The organism is Kribbella sp. CA-294648, assembly GCF_050943845.1.
In the GTDB taxonomy this organism is placed as follows: domain Bacteria; phylum Actinomycetota; class Actinomycetes; order Propionibacteriales; family Kribbellaceae; genus Kribbella.
In genome coordinates this window covers 7051399-7068524 of the sequence record NZ_CP191981.1, presented here as the reverse complement: position 1 = coordinate 7068524, position 17126 = coordinate 7051399, and the positions used below count along the sequence as shown (strand labels likewise).

14 protein-coding genes are annotated in these 17126 nt (G+C 68.4%); 11 read left to right on the top strand and 3 right to left on the bottom strand.

What is annotated here, in order from left to right; translation table 11 throughout:
• Window positions 1-39: 39 nt before the first annotated feature.
• The 3 genes from ACQPYM_RS33480 (at window position 40) to ACQPYM_RS33470 (ending at window position 5185) form a co-directional block, all read left to right on the top strand.
• Complete coding sequence (locus tag ACQPYM_RS33480; RefSeq protein ID WP_433008502.1) at window positions 40-2094, top strand: MFS transporter; 2055 nt, start codon at window positions 40-42, stop codon at window positions 2092-2094.
• A 93-nt stretch (window positions 2095-2187) separates the two neighbouring features.
• Window positions 2188-3993, top strand: a complete 1806-nt coding sequence (locus tag ACQPYM_RS33475) for a protein kinase domain-containing protein (protein ID WP_433008500.1) — start codon at window positions 2188-2190, stop codon at window positions 3991-3993.
• Between the two features lie 103 nt (window positions 3994-4096).
• Entirely contained in the window at window positions 4097-5185 is a 1089-nt protein-coding gene (locus ACQPYM_RS33470; protein ID WP_433008498.1) for a hypothetical protein, read from the top strand.
• A 26-nt stretch (window positions 5186-5211) separates the two neighbouring features.
• On the opposite strand, the gene ACQPYM_RS33465 is transcribed toward ACQPYM_RS33470, so the two are convergent.
• On the bottom strand, window positions 5212-6483 hold the full coding sequence (locus ACQPYM_RS33465; RefSeq protein ID WP_433008496.1) for an MFS transporter: 1272 nt from the start codon (window positions 6481-6483) through the stop codon (window positions 5212-5214).
• A gap of 159 nt (window positions 6484-6642) precedes the next feature.
• On the opposite strand from ACQPYM_RS33465, the gene ACQPYM_RS33460 reads away from it, so the two are divergent.
• Together ACQPYM_RS33460 and ACQPYM_RS33455 are read left to right on the top strand one after the other, a co-directional pair.
• Window positions 6643-7665: an ATP-binding cassette domain-containing protein gene (locus tag ACQPYM_RS33460; protein WP_433008494.1), complete on the top strand. Its 1023-nt coding sequence runs from the start codon at window positions 6643-6645 to the stop codon at window positions 7663-7665.
• A complete protein-coding gene (locus ACQPYM_RS33455; protein WP_433008492.1) occupies window positions 7662-8501 on the top strand; it encodes an ABC transporter permease in 840 nt (279 codons plus the stop codon). The genes ACQPYM_RS33460 and ACQPYM_RS33455 overlap by 4 nt, the downstream gene beginning before the upstream one ends.
• A 94-nt stretch (window positions 8502-8595) precedes the next feature.
• Here the strand turns inward: ACQPYM_RS33455 and greA are convergent, their stop codons facing one another.
• Window positions 8596-9108, bottom strand: a complete 513-nt coding sequence (gene greA / locus ACQPYM_RS33450) for a transcription elongation factor GreA (protein ID WP_433008490.1) — start codon at window positions 9106-9108, stop codon at window positions 8596-8598.
• 206 nt (window positions 9109-9314) lie between these two features.
• Complete coding sequence (locus ACQPYM_RS33445; RefSeq protein WP_433008488.1) at window positions 9315-9755, bottom strand: DUF4307 domain-containing protein; 441 nt, start codon at window positions 9753-9755, stop codon at window positions 9315-9317.
• Window positions 9756-9790: 35 nt separating this feature from the next.
• Between ACQPYM_RS33445 and mca the strand changes: the two genes are divergently transcribed.
• The 6 genes from mca to ACQPYM_RS33415 all read left to right on the top strand — a co-directional run bounded on the left by mca (window position 9791) and on the right by ACQPYM_RS33415 (window position 17029).
• Window positions 9791-10654: a mycothiol conjugate amidase Mca gene (mca, locus tag ACQPYM_RS33440; RefSeq protein WP_433008486.1), complete on the top strand. Its 864-nt coding sequence runs from the start codon at window positions 9791-9793 to the stop codon at window positions 10652-10654.
• A 40-nt stretch (window positions 10655-10694) separates the two neighbouring features.
• Window positions 10695-10991 (top strand): hypothetical protein, encoded by a 297-nt coding sequence (locus ACQPYM_RS33435; protein ID WP_433008484.1) that lies wholly within the window; start codon window positions 10695-10697, stop codon window positions 10989-10991.
• A gap of 210 nt (window positions 10992-11201) precedes the next feature.
• Window positions 11202-12230 (top strand): copper resistance D family protein, encoded by a 1029-nt coding sequence (locus ACQPYM_RS33430; protein WP_433008482.1) that lies wholly within the window; start codon window positions 11202-11204, stop codon window positions 12228-12230.
• A 69-nt stretch (window positions 12231-12299) separates the two neighbouring features.
• Window positions 12300-12677, top strand: coding sequence for a hypothetical protein (locus ACQPYM_RS33425; RefSeq protein WP_433008480.1), 378 nt, complete (start codon window positions 12300-12302; stop codon window positions 12675-12677).
• Between the two features lie 65 nt (window positions 12678-12742).
• Window positions 12743-14725 (top strand): thioredoxin domain-containing protein, encoded by a 1983-nt coding sequence (locus ACQPYM_RS33420; protein ID WP_433008478.1) that lies wholly within the window; start codon window positions 12743-12745, stop codon window positions 14723-14725.
• A 225-nt stretch (window positions 14726-14950) separates the two neighbouring features.
• On the top strand, window positions 14951-17029 hold the full coding sequence (locus ACQPYM_RS33415; protein ID WP_433008476.1) for a M4 family metallopeptidase: 2079 nt from the start codon (window positions 14951-14953) through the stop codon (window positions 17027-17029).
• Window positions 17030-17126: the final 97 nt, after the last annotated feature.

The following is a 17126-nucleotide window of genomic DNA, read 5'->3' as shown; positions in this document are numbered from 1 at the left end:
CTGCTGCAACCAGTCGGTCGCACCCAGCGTCCGACGGATATGGTCAACCTCTTCGCCGCCTGGTTCCGGCGCATCAAGGATCAAGCGACCGTCCTCGAGCAACTGAAGGCACCGCTGGAGGAGCTGCCCGGCGGTCAGGATCAGTGGATCCAGGACTCGATGGACTGGTTCGTCGAGCAGTTCGGGCGCGACGTGCTGGAGCGCCCGATCGTGCTGCCGTCCGAGTTCGTTGCGGCGGAGTACGACGGCTCCGAGACGGCTGCGCGCGCCCTCTTCGAGCGGGTTCGCGAGCGGATGGGCGTGCTGCCCGGCCGGCTGATAGTGCGCTTCGACCTGGATGCCCTCGACGGCCACCTCGACAGGTACCGCGGTAGGCAGGCGCCCCAGATCGCCGGAGCGACTCGCCTGCGGTTCGGGTCGTGGCTGCCGGGCAAGGAGTACAACACGGTCTTCATCAGCGGGCGGCTGCTTGCCGAGCCGTCCGTGCTGGTGGCGAACTTCGCCCACGAGATCGGGCACGAGGTGCTGCTCGGCTCGGGCCGGGTCAGCGTCTCCCGGCCGGACCAGGAGTCGCTGACCGATCTGCTGGCCGTCGTGACACAAACAACGCAAACCACCGCACCGGCCCGCCTGACCTGGGACGCGCGCCTCTGGGGCGCCCTCCTCGTGGTCTGCGGCGTGATCTTCCTCGACGGCCTGGACGTGTCCATGGTCGGTATGTCGCTGCCCTCGATCGGGGCCGACCTGGGCGTCTCGCTCTCCTCCCTGCAGTGGGTCGTCACCGGCTACGTGCTCGGGTACGGCGGGTTCCTGCTGCTCGGTGGCCGCACGGCCGACCTGCTCGGTCGCCGCAAGGTCTTCCTGATCGCGCTGGCCGTCTTCGCCGTGGTCTCCATGCTGAGCTCACTGGCCACCAACCCCGAACTGCTCGTCGCGACCCGGTTCGTGAAGGGCATCGCCGCCGCCTTCACCGCGCCGGCCGCGCTCTCGATCCTCACCACGACCTTCCACGAGGGCCCGGATCGCAACCGTGCCCTCAGTATCTTCACCACCTGCGCCGCCAGCGGCTTCTCGATGGGCCTGATCCTCGGCGGCCTGCTGACCGAGGTCGGCTGGCGCTGGACCTTCCTCGCGCCCGGCCCGGTCGCGCTGATCGTGCTGCTGTTCGCCGTCAAGCTGATCCCGAACAGCCCCCGCGACGAGACCGTCAGCGGGTACGACGTACCGGGTGCCATCACCGTCACGGCCGGCATGCTGACGCTGGTCTTCGCGGTCGTCGGCGCCGAAGGGGCCGGCTGGGGATCCTTCCGCACCATCGGCCTGTTCGTCCTGGCCGCTGCCCTGCTGGCGGCCTTCGTCCTGATCGAACTGAAGACCAAGTACCCGCTGGTCCGGCTCGGCATCTTCCGGGAAGGCAACCTGCGGCGCGCCAACCTGGCGATCATGACGGTCTTCGGGGCCTACGTCTCCTTCCAGTTCATCGGAACGCTCTACCTGCAGAACATGCTCGGCTGGTCGTCGCTGGAGACCGCGCTCGGCTTCCTGCCGGCCGGCCTGATCGTGGCCTTCCTGGCGCCGAACGCCGGCAAAGTGGCGGACCGGATCGGTACCGAGCGGATGGTCGCGACCGGCCTGGCGCTGTTCGTCGTCGGCTACGCGCTGTTCCTGCGGATCGGCCCGTCGTCGGACTACGTGGCGACCGTGCTGCCGACGATCGTGCTGATCGGTCTCGGCTTCGCGCTCAGCTTCCCGGCGCTGAACATGCAGGCGGTCAACGGCATCCCGGACCACGAGCAGGGGCTCGCCTCGGGGGTCTTCAACACCTCCAGCCAGGTGGGTGGAGCGATCGTGCTCGCCATCACCACCGCGGTGATCGGTAGCCAGTCGCATGGCGTCACCACGCCGAGCGGGATGCTCTCGGCGTACAAGCCGGCCCTGATCGTCATCACCGCCATCACCATCGGCGGCCTGCTGATCGGCCTGGCTGGGCTGCGTGGCCTGAACGCCCGGCGGGCTTCCGCGGCCGCGGAAGCTGCCGAACTCGAAGCAGTGCAGAAAGAACTGGCGGACGAGGAAATGAGCCCGGTCGCCTGAACACCACAGAGAGAAGCAGTGCGGGTCACGGGCTACTCCGCCGTGACCCGCACTGCCATGTTCCAGTTGGGCGTGGCTGGGCACCGGTGATGGATGCGCACCGAAGAGTCGGAAGGTCGTCTCCTGGCCGCGAGGTACCGGCTACTCGAAGTACTGGGCCGGGGCGGGATGGGGTTGGTCTGGCATGCGCGGGACGAGGTGCTCGACCGCGAGGTGGCGGTCAAGGAGATCGTGCTGCCGCCCGAGTTGCCCGAGGAGGAACGCGCCGTACTGCGACGCCGAACGCTCCGGGAGGCCCGCTCGGCGGCCAGGCTCAGTGACCCGAACGTCGTCGCTGTGTACGACGTCGTGGAGGAAGAGGGCCGGCCGTGGATCGTGATGGAGTTCGTCAAGTCCCGCACGCTGGCCGACGTCGTCCGGCAGGACGGGCCGCTGCCGTACCGGCAGGTGGCGAAGATCGGGCTGCAGGTGCTGGCCGCATTGGAGGCGGCGCATCCGGCGGGCGTGCTGCATCGCGATGTGAAGCCGAGCAATGTGCTGCTGGCCGACGATGGGCGCGTGGTGCTCACCGACTTCGGCATCGCGACGCTGGAGGGTGAGTCGACGCTGACCCAGTCGGGGACGCTGGTGGGATCTCCGGCGTACATCGCTCCTGAACGCGTGCAGGCGCGAGGCGCCGGGCCCGAGTCGGACCTGTGGTCGCTGGGCGCCACTCTGTACACGGCGGTCGAGGGTCGGCCGCCGTACGAGCGCGGCAATGCGCTGACCACCCTGACCGCTGCGGTGACCGAGCCTCCCGATCCACCGAGGCTGGCGGGGCCGCTGTGGCCGGCACTGGAAGGTCTACTCCGCAAGAGCCCAGCAGACCGCGTAGACGCCGCTACCGCCCGCCAGTTGCTACTACAAGCGGCCACCCCCATCACTCCGGCAACCGTGCCGCGTCCTGCGCCCACCCCACGACCTGACGCGGATCGGGGGCAGGGGACTCGGGTGCTTCCGGTGCCGCCGGTTGTTCCGGAGGCCGAGGTGCCGGAGGTCGCCTCTGCGTCCACCTCGCCGGTTGTGCCACCGCCTGCGCCACCGCCTGTGGCTCCGCCGCCGCCTTCGGGCGACCGGAGGCCTCGGCTGCTGCCTGTGCTGTTGGTTTGCCTGTTGCTGATTGCAGCTCTTGGGGCGTGGGCCGCCTTCCGTCCGGACGACGACAGCCCGCGGAGCCAGTCACCGGGGACGTCCAGTGCGGCACCTACGGTTGCGCCGACCTCGCAGCCGACTGCTGCAGGGCAGAGCAGTGCCCCTCCGAGTAGTCAGCCCCAGACCAGCCAGCCACAGACGAGCCAGCCGCAGACCAGCCAGCCGCAGACGAGTCAGCCGCCGAGCACCCGGCCGCAGAGCAGTGCGCCTTCCACTCCGGCTCCGACCACGCGGCCAACCAGTCGGAACACTCAGCCGGGCAACGCGGGCGCAGTACCGGCTGGGTTTGAGCGGCATGTCGATCCGACCGGGTTCTCGCTCGCAGTACCGGACAACTGGACCGTGCGGCGCGAAGGAAGCCGGGTGTACTTCCGTGAGTCCGGGGGGCCGCGCTTCCTGCTCATCGACCAGACCGACCAGCCGAAGGCTGATCCGGTGGCCGACTGGCGTCAGCAGGAGGCTGCGCGACGGGACAGCTATCCGGAGTACAGGCGGATCCGGCTGGAGGCGGTGGACTACTTCCAGAAGGCTGCCGACTGGGAGTTCAGCTACGCGGTCCGCGGCGGGCGGCAGCACGTGCTGAACCGTGGCGTGGTCACCAGCCCGCAGCAGGCGTACGGGATCTACTGGTCGACACCCGAGGGGCAGTGGGCGGCTAGTCAGGATCTGTGGCGCACCATCACGGACAGCTTCCGCCCGGCCACCTGACCCCTGTCCTGGCACCTGGGCGGCGGGCAGTTCAGGGGCTGCGCGGGAGAGCTCCGGGCTATCCCCGATTGGTTTCGACCCGTCCGGGTGCTGGACTGGGGGTATGAGCGATCAGAGCAACTACGACCGACGGGTCAAGGACATCCTCGACCGAGTCGCCAACGGCCACCTCACCTCCGAAGAAGCCGCGACCCTGATCGCTGCCATCCCGACCACGTCCAGCTCAGAGAGCGCCCCACCCACCCCCGGCGCCTCCGGCGAACCCAGCACGCCCGCCGCTGAGGCGGAAGACGAGGCTGATTCCGGTACGCCGTCGGCGGCTGTCTGGGCCGAGGTCGTCGACACGCCCGACACCACGATCCCGGCACCCGGCGCGCCGAAGCACGCCGCAGAGCCGTCGCAGCCTTCGCAGCCGGCTGAGCCGACTGTGGCGGCTTCAGGTGGCGAGGGCAGCGTGGTGGATGACGCCGCGATCGTGCGGGAGCCCGAGCGGACGGCCGAGCCGCCGCCGGCCGCCGAGTCGGTGGTTCAGGACGAGACGTTGCACAGCAATCTCGTCGTACCGGCCGGCGTACGACGGGTGACGATTCGCGCGATCGGCCGCCGGGTGCGGCTGATCGGGGAGCCGGCCGTCACCGGTGTCGCGGTCGACGGGCCGCACGTGATCAAGCGCGACGGCGACACCCTCGCGATCAGCAGCGAAGGCGACATGGGCGTCTCGATCGACGGGTTCAGCATGCTGCGCAACCCGACCGACCTGAAGTCGCACGTGAACGGCCTCGCCAAGGAGCTGTCGATCCGGGTCAACCCGATGCTCCAGGTGGAGATCGAGGTGACCGGCGGAAGTGTCACGGCCGAACGCCTCCCCGGCCTGGCCCGCGTCCGCGTCACCGCCGGGACGGCGAAGGTCACCGACGTCGACGGCCCGATCGACCTGCTCGTCCAGGCCGGCACCGCCACCCTCGACGCCCAGATCACCAAGGGCCGCTCCCGGGTGCGGGTCGAGTCCGGCGCTGCCAACGTCATCCTCCGCCGCGGCTCCGACGTCCGCGTCCACACCGAAGCCCAACTCGGCCGCGTCAGCTGGTCCGGCGCAGTCTCCGGTCAATCCAAAGACGTGGAAATCGGCCGAGGCCGAGCCGCTCTGGACGTCGAGGTCCTGGTCGGCTCCGCCCAAATCACCTCCGACTAACCGCACATCTACCTGCACGCCCCGCCTCAGTGGCTGTCTGCTGGGGTGGGGATGGTGCGGAGGGTGCGGTAGGGGGAGAGGAGTAGCCAGGTGGTGCCTAGCAACGTGGCTAGGCCGGCTATGAGAAGGGTGGGGCGTAGGCCGAGGGCTGTGGCAGTGAGGCCGCCTAGGAGGCTGCCTACGGGGGCAGCTCCCCAGCTGACGAAGCTCATGGTGGCGCTGACTCGGCCCTGGAGGTCTGGTGGGCACAGGCGTTGGCGGGTGCTGATCGCCAGGATGTAGCTGACGATGATGCAGATCGCCGCCAGCAGAGTGCCCAGTACATACCAGGCGAGTCCCCAGCCGGGCCCGGTCAGCGCCTGCATCGTGAACGCCACCCCGATGCCCGCTGACGACAGTACGAGCGCCCGTGCGTCGCCCACCCGCCTGCTCAGCCGCTCCGTGAACCATGAAGCCGCCAGCGCACCCAGTAAGCCGACCATGCTGAGCAGCCCGATCGTGCTCGGCGACAGGTGGATCTCCCGGACCAGGAACACGATCATCACCGCCCCGCTGGCCATCTGGAACAGCATCGTCGTGGTCTGGTTCAACGCGATCGGGCGCAACAGCGGATGCCGGAACACGTACTGCAGCCCTTCACCGATCTCCCGCCGCAGGTTCGGCCGTTCCGCCGGCGCCGGCCGCGGTTCCGGAGTACGGATCGAGCGGAGCCACAAGGCTGACCAGAGGAAGCCGACGGCGTTGAGGCCGAGCGTGACGGCTGCACCGATCCACTGGACCAGGAACCCGCCAGCACCAGCTCCTGCGATAGCGGCAACCGAGTGGTTGGCCGCGAGCTTCGCATTGCCGGGCAGGAGCTGTTCAGGAGCGAGCAACCGCGGCGGATAGGAGCTGTGCGCCACGTCGAACAGCACAGTCAACAGACCAGCCACCGCCAGTACGACGTACAGCTGCGTGAGAGTCAGTACTCCGAACCACGCCGCCACCGGGATGGACCCGAAGAGCACAGCCCGGCCCAGATCCGCAGCGACGAGCACCGGCAGGCAGCGCACTCGGTCAACCCAAGCGCCGGCGAACAACCCGATCAGCAGCCAGGCTGCCGTCTCGCAGGTGCGCAGCAGCGAGACCTGCAGCGTGGAGGCGTCCAGGACCAGTACTGCGAGCAGCGGCGCCGCCATCATGCCGAGGCGACTGCCGAGCTGGCTCAGCAGGTCCGCGATCCACAAGCGGCGGAAGTCGGGATGGCGGAGGATGCCCGGCGGCGTGGGGCCGGACCCGTCGCGAGCGGGAGGCGTCATGAAGCCGACGGTAGGACGCAAACTTGAGCCCTGTCGACTCAATGTCAACAAAGTTGAGTCGAGGCGACTCAGGTTGGGCTGGCACGGAAAAGCCCTCGAAAACTGTCGGCGAGGTCCGCCAGGATGACCTGCATCACATCCCTGGAAGGAGCGGCTGCGATGGCTGCAATCGAGGCGAGCGGCCTCGTGAAGACGTTCAAGGCCCGCAAGAACACGGTCAAAGCGCTCGACGGTATCGACCTGGAGGTCCCCGAAGGCACCGTGCTCGGTCTGCTCGGGCCGAACGGCGCGGGCAAGACCACCACGGTCCGGGTGCTCACCACGCTGATGAGGCCGGATGCGGGCAGCGCCCGCGTGCTCGGCCACGACGTGGTGAAGGAGGCCGACACCGTGCGCAGTCTGGTCGGGCTGTCCGGCCAGTACGCCGCGGTCGACGAGCTACTGACCGGCCGGGAGAACCTGTGGATGTTCGGCCGGCTCTACCGGCTGAACAGCGCGCAGGCCAAGCAGCGGGCCGACGAACTGCTCGAGATCTTCGATCTGACCGACGCGGCCGACCGGATCCTGAAGACGTACTCCGGTGGCATGCGCCGCCGGCTCGACCTGGCCGGTTCGCTGATCGCGCACCCGAAGGTGCTGTTCCTGGACGAGCCGACCACCGGGCTCGACCCGCGCAGCCGGCTCGACCTGTGGAAGATCATCCGCGACCGGGTCAGCGAGGGCGTGACGATCCTGCTGACCACGCAGTACCTGGAAGAGGCCGACGAGCTGGCCGACACGATCGCCGTGGTCGACCACGGTTCGGTGATCGCCCGCGGTACGGCGGACGAGCTGAAGGCCAAGGTGGGTGGCGAGCGGATCGAGCTCGTGGTGAGCGAGCCCGACGAGACCTATCGGGCGCTCGAGCTGCTGACCGCGGCACTGGAGATCACCGACCCGGACGCGACCACGCTCGAGCAGCACAGCAAGCGGGTGACGATGCCGGCACCGGGCGGCTCGGACGCGCTGGTCACGGTGATCCGCACGCTGGACAACGCCGGGATCCGGATCGCCGACATCGGTCTGCGCCGGCCGACGCTCGACGACGTGTTCCTCAGCCTGACCGGCCACGTGACCGACAACCCCGACACGGCCACCGACGAGGACCAGGCCGGCTCCGCGAAGAAGAAGGTGAAGTCATGAGCACGACCGGTACGCCGGTGAAGGTGAGCCCGCTCGGCCGGGCGGTCTCGGATGCGGGCATCCTGGCCTGGCGCAGCCTGAAGCGCATCCCGCGGACTCCGGACATGCTGATCTACGCGACCATCCAGCCGATCATGTTCGTGCTGCTGTTCGCGTACGTCTTCGGCAACGCGATCCCGATCCCGGGCTTCCCGGGGGCGCGGGCCTACCGGGAGTTCCTGATGTCCGGGATCTTCGCGCAGACGATGGCGTTCGCGGTCGCCTCGGCCAGCGTCGGGCTCGCCGACGACATGTCCAAGGGCCTGATCGACCGGTTCCGGTCGCTGCCGATGGCGCGCTCGGGCGTGATCGCCGGGCGGGTGATCGGTGACGTCGTCTTCAACGCGTTCGTCATGCTGGTGATGGTGATCTGCGGCTTCATCGTCGGCTGGCGCTGGCACAACGGTCTGGGCAACGCACTGGCGGCGTTCGCGATCCTGCTGCTGTTCGCGTTCGCCATGCTGTGGGTCGGCGCGCTGATCGGCCTGTCGGTCGGCGGCCCGGAGGTCGCGGCCTCAGCCGGGCTGCTCTGGCTGTTCCCGTTGACGTTCCTTTCGAACGCCTTCGTGCCGACCCCCAACCTGCCCGGCGGTCTGCAACCGGTGGCCGAGTGGAACCCGATCTCCTCGATCGTCGCCGCCTGCCGTCACCTGTTCGGCAACCCGAGCCCGTTCGCCAGCCCCGACGGCTTCCCGGCCCAGCACCCGGTCCTGCTCTCCCTGATCTGGTGCACCGTCATCATCGCCGTCTTCGCCCCACTCGCCGTCAACAAGTACCGCCGAGCCACCGGCCACTGAGACCCCGCAGTACCGGCTCGGACGTAGTACCGGAGCAAAGAAGAACCCCGGGGACCGATGTGAACTGGTCCCCGGGGTGTCTTCCAGGAAGCGGTCAGGCTTTGAAGGGGACCGCGGCGACGATCTCCACCGTGACGGGCTTGCCGTTCGGGGCCTCGTAGGTCGCCTTCTCACCCTTCTTCTTGCCCAGGATGGCCGAGCCGAGCGGGGACTGCGGTGAGTACACGTCGATGTCGACCGAGGTGTCCAGGGCGAGCAGCTCGCGGGAGCCGAGCAGGAACGTCTCGACCTCGTCGTCACCGGCGAACTTGATCGAGACCTTCATCCCGGGCTCGACCTTGCCGCCGGCCTTCGGGGTCTCGCCGACGCGGGCGCGGCGCAGCATGTCCTCGAGCTGCCGGATCCGCGCCTCCATCTTGCCCTGCTCGTCCTTGGCGGCGTGGTAGCCACCGTTCTCCTTGAGGTCGCCCTCGTCCCGCGCCTCGCTGATCCGCTGGGTGATCTCGGACCGGCCGGGACCCTTCAGCTCCTCGAGCTCGGACTTCAGCTGGTCGTAACCATCCTGTGTCAGCCAGACAACGCTGTCCTCGTCGATCTTCTGCGTCACGGGCTGCTCCTTTGTCGATGGGATGGGTAGAAAAGCAACAGGGCCGCCGTCGTCGACGGCGACCAATCCACTGAGCGTAGCAAGACTGCGCTCAGAACCCCACAGTTCTTCGCCTGCGCAAACACTTGGCAAACGGTTACCAACGAAGTCGAGGTAATCGTTTGCCCTGCCCGGGCTGCCCGGAAAGAGCCGGCGCGGGGGGATCCTCAGTTCGGACGGTGGGCGTCGGCCGTAGTACAGCCGATCAGTACGACGGCCGTCGCGGCCCGCTGCGTGGTCAGCGTCGCGTCGACCGCCTGCTGGCGGGGCGAATCGGCGGGCACCGTCACGGTGATCTCGCCGACGATCGAGAAGTCGGCCGCTTTCGCCTGCACCCGGCACTGCGCCTCGACCGACTTGGTCCGATCGACCTGGATCGTCGCGGTCGCCGAGGTCGGCGAAGTGATCCGGAAACCCAGCAGCCGCGACGATACCGGCGGGTTCGACTGGATCAGCGCGACCCAGAGCAGCCAGGCCAGCGCGACCAGGGCGAGCGCGCCGATGACGCCGTACAGCAGCGGTTTCCGGCCGCGGCCGGTCCGTCCGTAGCGGGCGTCCAGAGCGGCGCTCCGGCTGCCGGTCGGGGCGGCAGGGCGTGGGTCGGTCACTGGTTCTCCTCGGGCTTGGAGGACCATTGTGTCTTGTGACCGAAGATCTTCGCCTGCTGCATGTCCATGCCCACCCCGACGACGAGTCCAGCAAGGGTGCCGCGTCGACCGCCCGCTACGTCGCCGAAGGCGTCGATGTGATGGTCGCCACCTGTACCGGCGGGGAACGCGGCTCGATCCTCAACCCCAAGATGGACCGCCCGGACGTGCTGGCGAACATTACCGAGATCCGCCGCCAGGAGATGGACGCGGCCCGCGAAATCCTCGGCGTCCGGCAGGAGTGGCTCGGCTGGGTCGACTCCGGCTTCCCCGAAGGTGACCCGCTGCCGCCGCTGCCGGAGGGCTGCTTCGCCTCGCTCAAGGTGGAGGACGCGGCGGCGCCGCTGGTGAAGCTGATCCGCGAGTTCCGTCCGCAGGTCGTCACGACGTACGACGAGAACGGCGGCTACCCGCATCCCGATCACGTGATGTGCCACCAGATCACGGTCGCGGCGTTCGAGGCGGCCGGCGACCCGGACGCGTACCCGGAGCTCGGTACGCCGTACCAGCCGCTGAAGCTCTACTACCACCACACCTTCCACCGCGAGCGGATGAAGGCGCTGCACGACGCGATGCTCGCGCGCGGCCTGGAATCGCCGTACGCCGATCGCCTGAAGGACTGGAAGCCGGACCCGGAGAACGAGAAGCGGATCACCACCCGGGTCGCCTGCGCCCAGTACTTCGAGGTGCGCGATCGCGCGTTGCTCGCGCACGCGACCCAGATCGACCCCGACGGCGCGTGGTTCGCAGTACCGCTGGACGTTCACCAGCAGGCGTGGCCGACCGAGGACTACGAGCTGGCCCGGAGTCTGGTGGAGTCCGAACTGCCTGAGGACGACCTCTTCGCGGGGCTGCGCTGACGGCGGGAGCAGACGGTGAGACACTGGCAAGGTGACAGCGATGAGCCCACTCCTGAGCATCAGTCTGCCGATGGCCGAGATCGACCCGAACTCGGTGCGGCCCGGCTGGGTCGCGCTGCTGATCGTGCTCGCGCTCGGTGGCGCCACCTTCCTGCTGTGGCGCAACATGGCCAAGCAGCTGAAGAAGATCGACTTCGATCCGGACGCTGGTGCGCGCGACCGAGCACCGTCCGACGTCCCGCCGACCACCTCCCCGGCCCCGGCGGACGCTGCCGAGCCGAAGACGGCGGACAAAGCCACTGACGCCGACCGCCCGGTGGACCACCCCACGAACTGACGCCTGCTCACCGCGGGTAGGCAGCGCCGGGAGTTGGTGCCTGGGGCAACGGTCGGCGGTGCCGGCGGCAGGCTGGGATCGCCGAAAGTCACGCTCTGGCAACCGTTTGCGCTGGTCTGATCACGAGATGGTGTCGTGCCGGGACACTGTTAGATAGCTCACCTATAGTGTGCGCGTGTCCATCCATGGCCCCGAGGGCGGGAACGCTCTGTGACCGCGACCCGCGCCGCCCGGCATCGCATGCCCGGACGTCTGGTCGCGGGTGGTGCAAGCGCTGTCCTGGTCGCCGCGGTGGCGATGGTGATCGCTCTCTACGCGTCCGGCAGTGAGCCGACGGGGGAGGCCGGAGGACTTGGCGGGCCCAGTGCCTTGACCGAATGGCTGCTACCGCTGTCCCGATTGCTAGCCACCATGGCCACCGTCGGCTGCGCCGGCGCATTGCTGGCCGCGGTCGTTCTGCTGCGGACCGACGGCGGACCGCTCGGTCTGCAAGGCCGGCGGGCGATCCGGGACGCCAGCAACTCCGCGATCATCTGGGCCGCCGCCGCGTTGGCCGGCGCGATCCTGACCGCCGCGGTCCTACTGAACACCCCGGTCGACCTGCTCCGCCTCCGCCTGGACGACGCACTCGGCGTCCCCGAGGTGAAGGCGCTGCTGATCAGCACCATCCTGGTGGTCGCGCTCGCGGTCGGCATCCGTCGCGTCCAGACCTCCTCGGCCGCCGGACTCGGCGTACTGGTGGCGATCGCCGCCCTCATCCCGCCCGCGCTGACCAGCTATCCCCGCAACGAGCCGTACGTCGTCCTCGCGGGCGCGGCGCTCGTCATCCACGTGATCGCGGCGACGAGCTGGGTCGGCGGCCTGGCCGGCCTGGTTCGCTACGGAAGGGCCAGCCGCAACGGCCTCCCGCTCGTCCTCGAACGCTTCAGCCAGGTCGCGCTGGCCTCCTCGATCGCCGTCCTGATCAGCGGCCTGATCAGCGCGGTCGGCCGCCTCGCCGCCAAGGGCGGTGGCTTCGACGCGGTCCTCGACGTCCTCACCTCGGACGCGTACGGCGCCCTCCTGCTCGCCAAAACCGTCGCCTTCGTCGCCCTCATCATCGGCGGCTGGCTCCACCGCCGCCACGCCGTCGACAACGTCACCACCACCGGCCGCGGCTTCTGGCAACTGGTCGGCACCGAACTCTTCATCATGGCCGTAGCCATCGGCCTCTCCGTAGCCCTCGCCCAAACCACCTGACACGCGAAGCATCGCCACCGTCACCGATTGCCCTAGTGTGCTGAGCAACAAGGACAAGGGGTGGGCGCCGTGACCCAAGTACAGAGCCAGGTCAGCTTCGACATTCTCGCCGGTGATGACGCGCTGGGCCTCGAGCGGCTGACGACAGATCTCGAGGCGGACCTGTCAGCGGTCGGCGAGGTGTCCAGGCTGGTCAGTGAGCCGAAGCCTGGGGACAAGGGGGACGCCGAGCCGGCCCCCGCCGTCCTGAATGTGCTGACGGGCGTCGCCCCGGTACAGATCGAGGCGCTGGTCCGGGTGCTCACCGGTTTTGCCAGGCGTCACAAGGATCGCGGTGTGTACGTGCAGCTCGATGGCTACGAGATCAAGCTCGACCACGCCTCCGCCGAGCAGGTCGACGATCTGATCGCCACGTTCCAGTCAGCTGTCAAGCGGCACCAGAGCTGACGGGGCGGCACGCGCTGCGTGCAGCCCGGCGCCCGGGGTTGCCGGCGACGACCTAACGTGGGGGTATGGCCTCCAACGAGCTTGGTAAGTCGACTTCGCCCTATCTTCGGCAGCACGCCGACAACCCGGTGCACTGGCGGGAGTGGTCGGAGGGGGTGTTCGCGGAGGCGCGGGAGCGGGATGTTCCGGTGTTCCTGTCGGTCGGGTACTCGGCTTGTCACTGGTGTCATGTAATGGCGCACGAGTCGTTCGAGGACGCGGCGACGGCGGCTTATCTGAACGAGAACTTCGTGTGTGTGAAGGTCGACCGGGAGGAGCGACCCGACGTCGACGCGATCTACATGCAGGCGACCGTCGCGATGACCGGGCACGGTGGCTGGCCGATGTCGGTGTTCCTGACGCCGGCGGCCGAGCCCTTCTTCTGCGGGACCTACTTCCCGTCGGAGCCGCGGCACGGGATGGCGAGTTTCCGGCAGGTGCTGGAGTCGCTGGTGAACGCGTGGCAGACCAAGCGCGGGGACATCGACAAGGTCGGTCGCTCGGTTGTCGAGCAGCTTGGTGCTCCGGCGGCGGCCGCTGAGGGAGTCATCGGTGAGGAGACGCTGGAGCGCGCTGTCGCGTTGCTGAAGGCGGACTTCGATCCGGTCGACGCGGGCTTCGGGAGGGCGCCGAAGTTCCCGCCGTCGATGGTGCTCGACTTTCTGCTCCGATACCACCGGCGGACCGGTTCGGCGGAGGCGCTCGAGATGGTCAGCCAGACCTGTGAACGAATGGCGCGCGGTGGCATGTACGACCAGCTCGCCGGGGGATTCGCCCGGTACAGCGTCGACGGGCAGTGGGTGATCCCGCACTTCGAGAAGATGCTGTACGACAATGCCCTGCTGCTCGACGTCTACACCCACTGGTGGGCGATCACCGAGGAGCCGCTGGCGAAGCGGATCGCCATCGAGACCGCCGACTTCCTGCTCGCCGAGCTGCGCACTCCCGAGGGCGGCTTCGCCTCCGCCCTCGACGCCGACACGGAAGGCGAAGAGGGCCGGTACTACGTCTGGACGCCTGACGAGCTCCGCCAATTGCTCGGCGACGAGGACGCCGGCTGGGTGATCGACCTCTGCGACGTGACCGGCACGTTCGAGCACGGCACGTCCGTTCTGCAGTTGCGCGAGGATCCCGACGACCCGGTGCGCTGGCAGAAGCTCAGGTCAGTACTCCGCGACGCCCGTCGCGCCCGCACCTATCCCGGGCGCGACGACAAGGTGGTCGCGGCGTGGAACGGATTGGCGATCACGGCCCTTGCGCGCGCGGGCGTAGTACTGGAGAAGCCGGAGTACGTCGAGGCTGCGGTGGCGGCGGCCGAATTGGTCCGGGAGGTGCATCTGGATCAGGCCGGAATCCTGCATCGGACGTCGCGGGACGGGCAGGTCGGCGGCGCGCACGGTGTGCTGGAGGACTATGCGGCGTATGCGCAAGCCTGCCTGACGTTGCTGGGTGTCACCGGCAACGATGCGTGGCTGGAGCTGGCGCAAACCTTGCTGGACCGGGTGCTGGAGCAGTTTGTTGCTGATGGCACCTTCTATGACACGGCGGCTGATGCGGAGGCGCTGGTGTGGCGGCCGCAGGACGCGACCGACAATGCGAGTCCGTCCGGTGTGTCACTGGCGGCCGAGGCGTTCACCACGCTGGCGTCGGTGACCGGATCGGCCCGGTACGAGGACGCTGCGCAGCAAGCACTGCGGTTGTCCGCGTCGATCGCAGGCAGGGCGCCGCGCTTCGCCGGCCGAGCGCTGGCCGTTGCCGACGGCTTTGCTTCCGGTCCACTCGAGATCGCCATCATCGGCGGCTCCGACGAGTTGTTGCGCGAGGCAATGGTGCAGGCGCCGTGGGGGACTGCGATCGCCACCGGGGTGCCGGGTTCGAACGTTCCACTGCTGGCCGGTCGTGGGCTGGTCGACGGCAGCCCCGCGGCGTACGTGTGTCAGAAGTTCACCTGCCGGCTGCCGGTCGTGTTGCCGGAAGACCTTCGCCGTGAGTTGACGGCTGCTCGCTGACAACCTGCGTCAGTGCGGGTTTTCCCTGCCATTTCGCTGGAATCTCTTGACTCTCGGGGTCCTGAGGGCCAGAGTCCACCCTCAGTCGGATGTAACAGATTTCGCATGTCCTGATACATAGTGTCACAGGTGAGCAGTGGCACTGCTGGGCCAGAAGCATCCGGCGTCCCCAATTGAATTGGTCGTTGCGCCCAAACAGCGACCACACCGTGAGGAGATGTTGTCTTGAAACGACTGACATCAGCAGGGGCGGTGGCCATCGTCGCAGCAGCGGGAATGGCCGGAGCTTTCACAGGATCGCCCGCAGGAGCCGCCGACCGTACGGCTCCGCTTCCGGCATCCGGCTTCAACCAGCCGGCCGCCGTCCAGGCCGAACAGGCGCTGACCGCGCAGACGGCCGCAGCTCTCGGTTTGGCGGGCGGTGAGGTACTGCAGGTCCGCGACATCGTCAAGGACGCCGACGGCACCGAGCACGTGCGCTACGACCGCACGTTCAACGGCCTCAAGGTCATCGGTGGTGACCTGATCGTGGAGCGCAAGAGCAACGCGATCAAGAAGGTGGTCTACAACCGCGGCGCCAAGGCCGTCGGGGTCGCCTCCATCAAGCCGTCGCTGTCCCAGGCCGCCGCCCTGGCCAAGGGCTCGAAGTCAGCGAACTTCAAGGCCACCAGCAACAAGGGGACGCTGGTCGTCTTCGTCGGCACCGGCAAGCCAGTGCTGGCCTACGAGGTCGTCACGTCGGGCGTCAAGGCCGACCAGACCCCGTCCGTGCTGCACTCGATCGTCGACGCCAAGACCGGCGCCGTGCTCGAGCAGGACGACGAGGTCAAGTCCGGTACCGGTAACTCGATGTACTCCGGCCAGGTCAGCATCGGGACCTCCGGCAGCTACTCGATGTCGGACCCGAGCCGCGGTGGCAACAACACCACCGACCTGAACGGCGGCACCTCCGGCACCGGCACGATCTTCACCGATCCCGACGACACCTGGGGCAGCGGCACGACCGCGAACCGCCAGACCGCCGGCGTCGACGCGCACTACGGAGCGCAGGTGACCTGGGACTACTACAAGAACGTCCACGGCCGCAACGGCATCTGGAACGACGGCCGGGGTGCGCGGTCCCGCGTGCACTACGGCAACGCCTACGTGAACGCGTTCTGGGACGGCACCCAGATGACGTACGGCGACGGCGCGAACAACGCCCAGCCGTTGACCTCGCTCGACGTGGCCGCCCATGAGATGAGCCACGGCGTCACCGAGGCGACCGCCAACCTGAACTACTCCGGTGACGCGGGCGGCCTGAACGAGTCCACCTCCGACATCTTCGGTACCGCGGCTGAGTTCGCCGCCAACAACACGCAGGACCCGGGCGACTACCTGATCGGCGAGAAGATCAACATCCGGGGCAACGGCACGCCGCTGCGCTACATGGACAAGCCGTCGAAGGACGGTCGTAGCGTGGACTGCTGGTCGACGAGCACCGGCGGTATGGACCCGCACTACTCCTCCGGCCCGCTGAACCACTGGTTCTACCTGGCCTCCGAGGGCACCGGCAGCAAGGTCATCGGCGGCGTCACGCACAGCAGCACCGCCTGCAACGGCGCCACCATCACCCCGGTCGGCCGCGACGTGGCGGCCAAGGTCTGGTACCGCACGCTGAGCACCAAGCTCACCTCGGGCAGCAACTACAAGGCCGCCCGCGAAGGGGCGATCAACTCCGCCATGGAGCTGTACGGCGCAGACTCCGCGCAGTGCAAGGGCATCCAGGCTGCCTTCGACGGCATCTCGGTCCCGGCCGGCACGGCCGCCTGTGGCGGTGGCACCGACCCGGAGCCGCCGACCGGTGACAACCTGCTGAAGAACCCGGGCTTCGAGTCGGGCGCGGTGAACTGGACCGGCACCACCGGTGTGATCACCAACAGCACCTCCAAGCCGGCCCGCACCGGCAGCTACAAGGCGTGGCTGCAGGGCAACGGCCGCTCCAGCACCGAGAACATCGGCCAGTCCGTCGCCATCCCGGCCACGGCCACCGCGGCCAGCCTGTCCTTCTGGATCCGGATCGACACCGCGGAGACCACCAGCTCCAGGGTCTACGACACGGTAAAGGTCCAGGTCGTGGACGGTACGACCACCACCACGCTCGGCACCCTGTCGAACCTGAACAAGAACACCTCCTACGTGCAGAAGACCTTCAACATGACCGCCTACAAGGGCAAAACCGTCACCGTGAAGTTCGTCGGCCAGGAGGACTACTCGCTGCAGACCAGCTTCGTCATCGACGACGTGTCCCTGGTCGCCGGCTGATCCCAGCCCGCACCAAGTAGTCCCGCTTCTCCAAGCCCGGGGCGTACGGCCTCCGCCCAGGCCGTACGCCCCGTCTGTTTTCCCCGCACCACCGCCC

What these genes read in the sequence shown, in the direction of transcription:
- ACQPYM_RS33455 (WP_433008492.1), top strand. Translation starts at nt 7,662, where the DNA reads ATGAGCACGACCGGTACGCCGGTGAAGGTGAGCCCGCTCGGCCGGGCG.
- ACQPYM_RS33435 (WP_433008484.1), top strand. Translation starts at nt 10,695, where the DNA reads ATGAGCCCACTCCTGAGCATCAGTCTGCCGATGGCCGAGATCGACCCG.
- ACQPYM_RS33470 (WP_433008498.1), top strand. Translation starts at nt 4,097, where the DNA reads ATGAGCGATCAGAGCAACTACGACCGACGGGTCAAGGACATCCTCGAC.
- ACQPYM_RS33420 (WP_433008478.1), top strand. Translation starts at nt 12,743, where the DNA reads ATGGCCTCCAACGAGCTTGGTAAGTCGACTTCGCCCTATCTTCGGCAG.
- ACQPYM_RS33465 (WP_433008496.1), bottom strand. Translation starts at nt 6,483, where the DNA reads ATGACGCCTCCCGCTCGCGACGGGTCCGGCCCCACGCCGCCGGGCATC.
- ACQPYM_RS33475 (WP_433008500.1), top strand. Translation starts at nt 2,188, where the DNA reads ATGCGCACCGAAGAGTCGGAAGGTCGTCTCCTGGCCGCGAGGTACCGG.
- ACQPYM_RS33460 (WP_433008494.1), top strand. Translation starts at nt 6,643, where the DNA reads ATGGCTGCAATCGAGGCGAGCGGCCTCGTGAAGACGTTCAAGGCCCGC.
- ACQPYM_RS33480 (WP_433008502.1), top strand. Translation starts at nt 40, where the DNA reads ATGGTCAACCTCTTCGCCGCCTGGTTCCGGCGCATCAAGGATCAAGCG.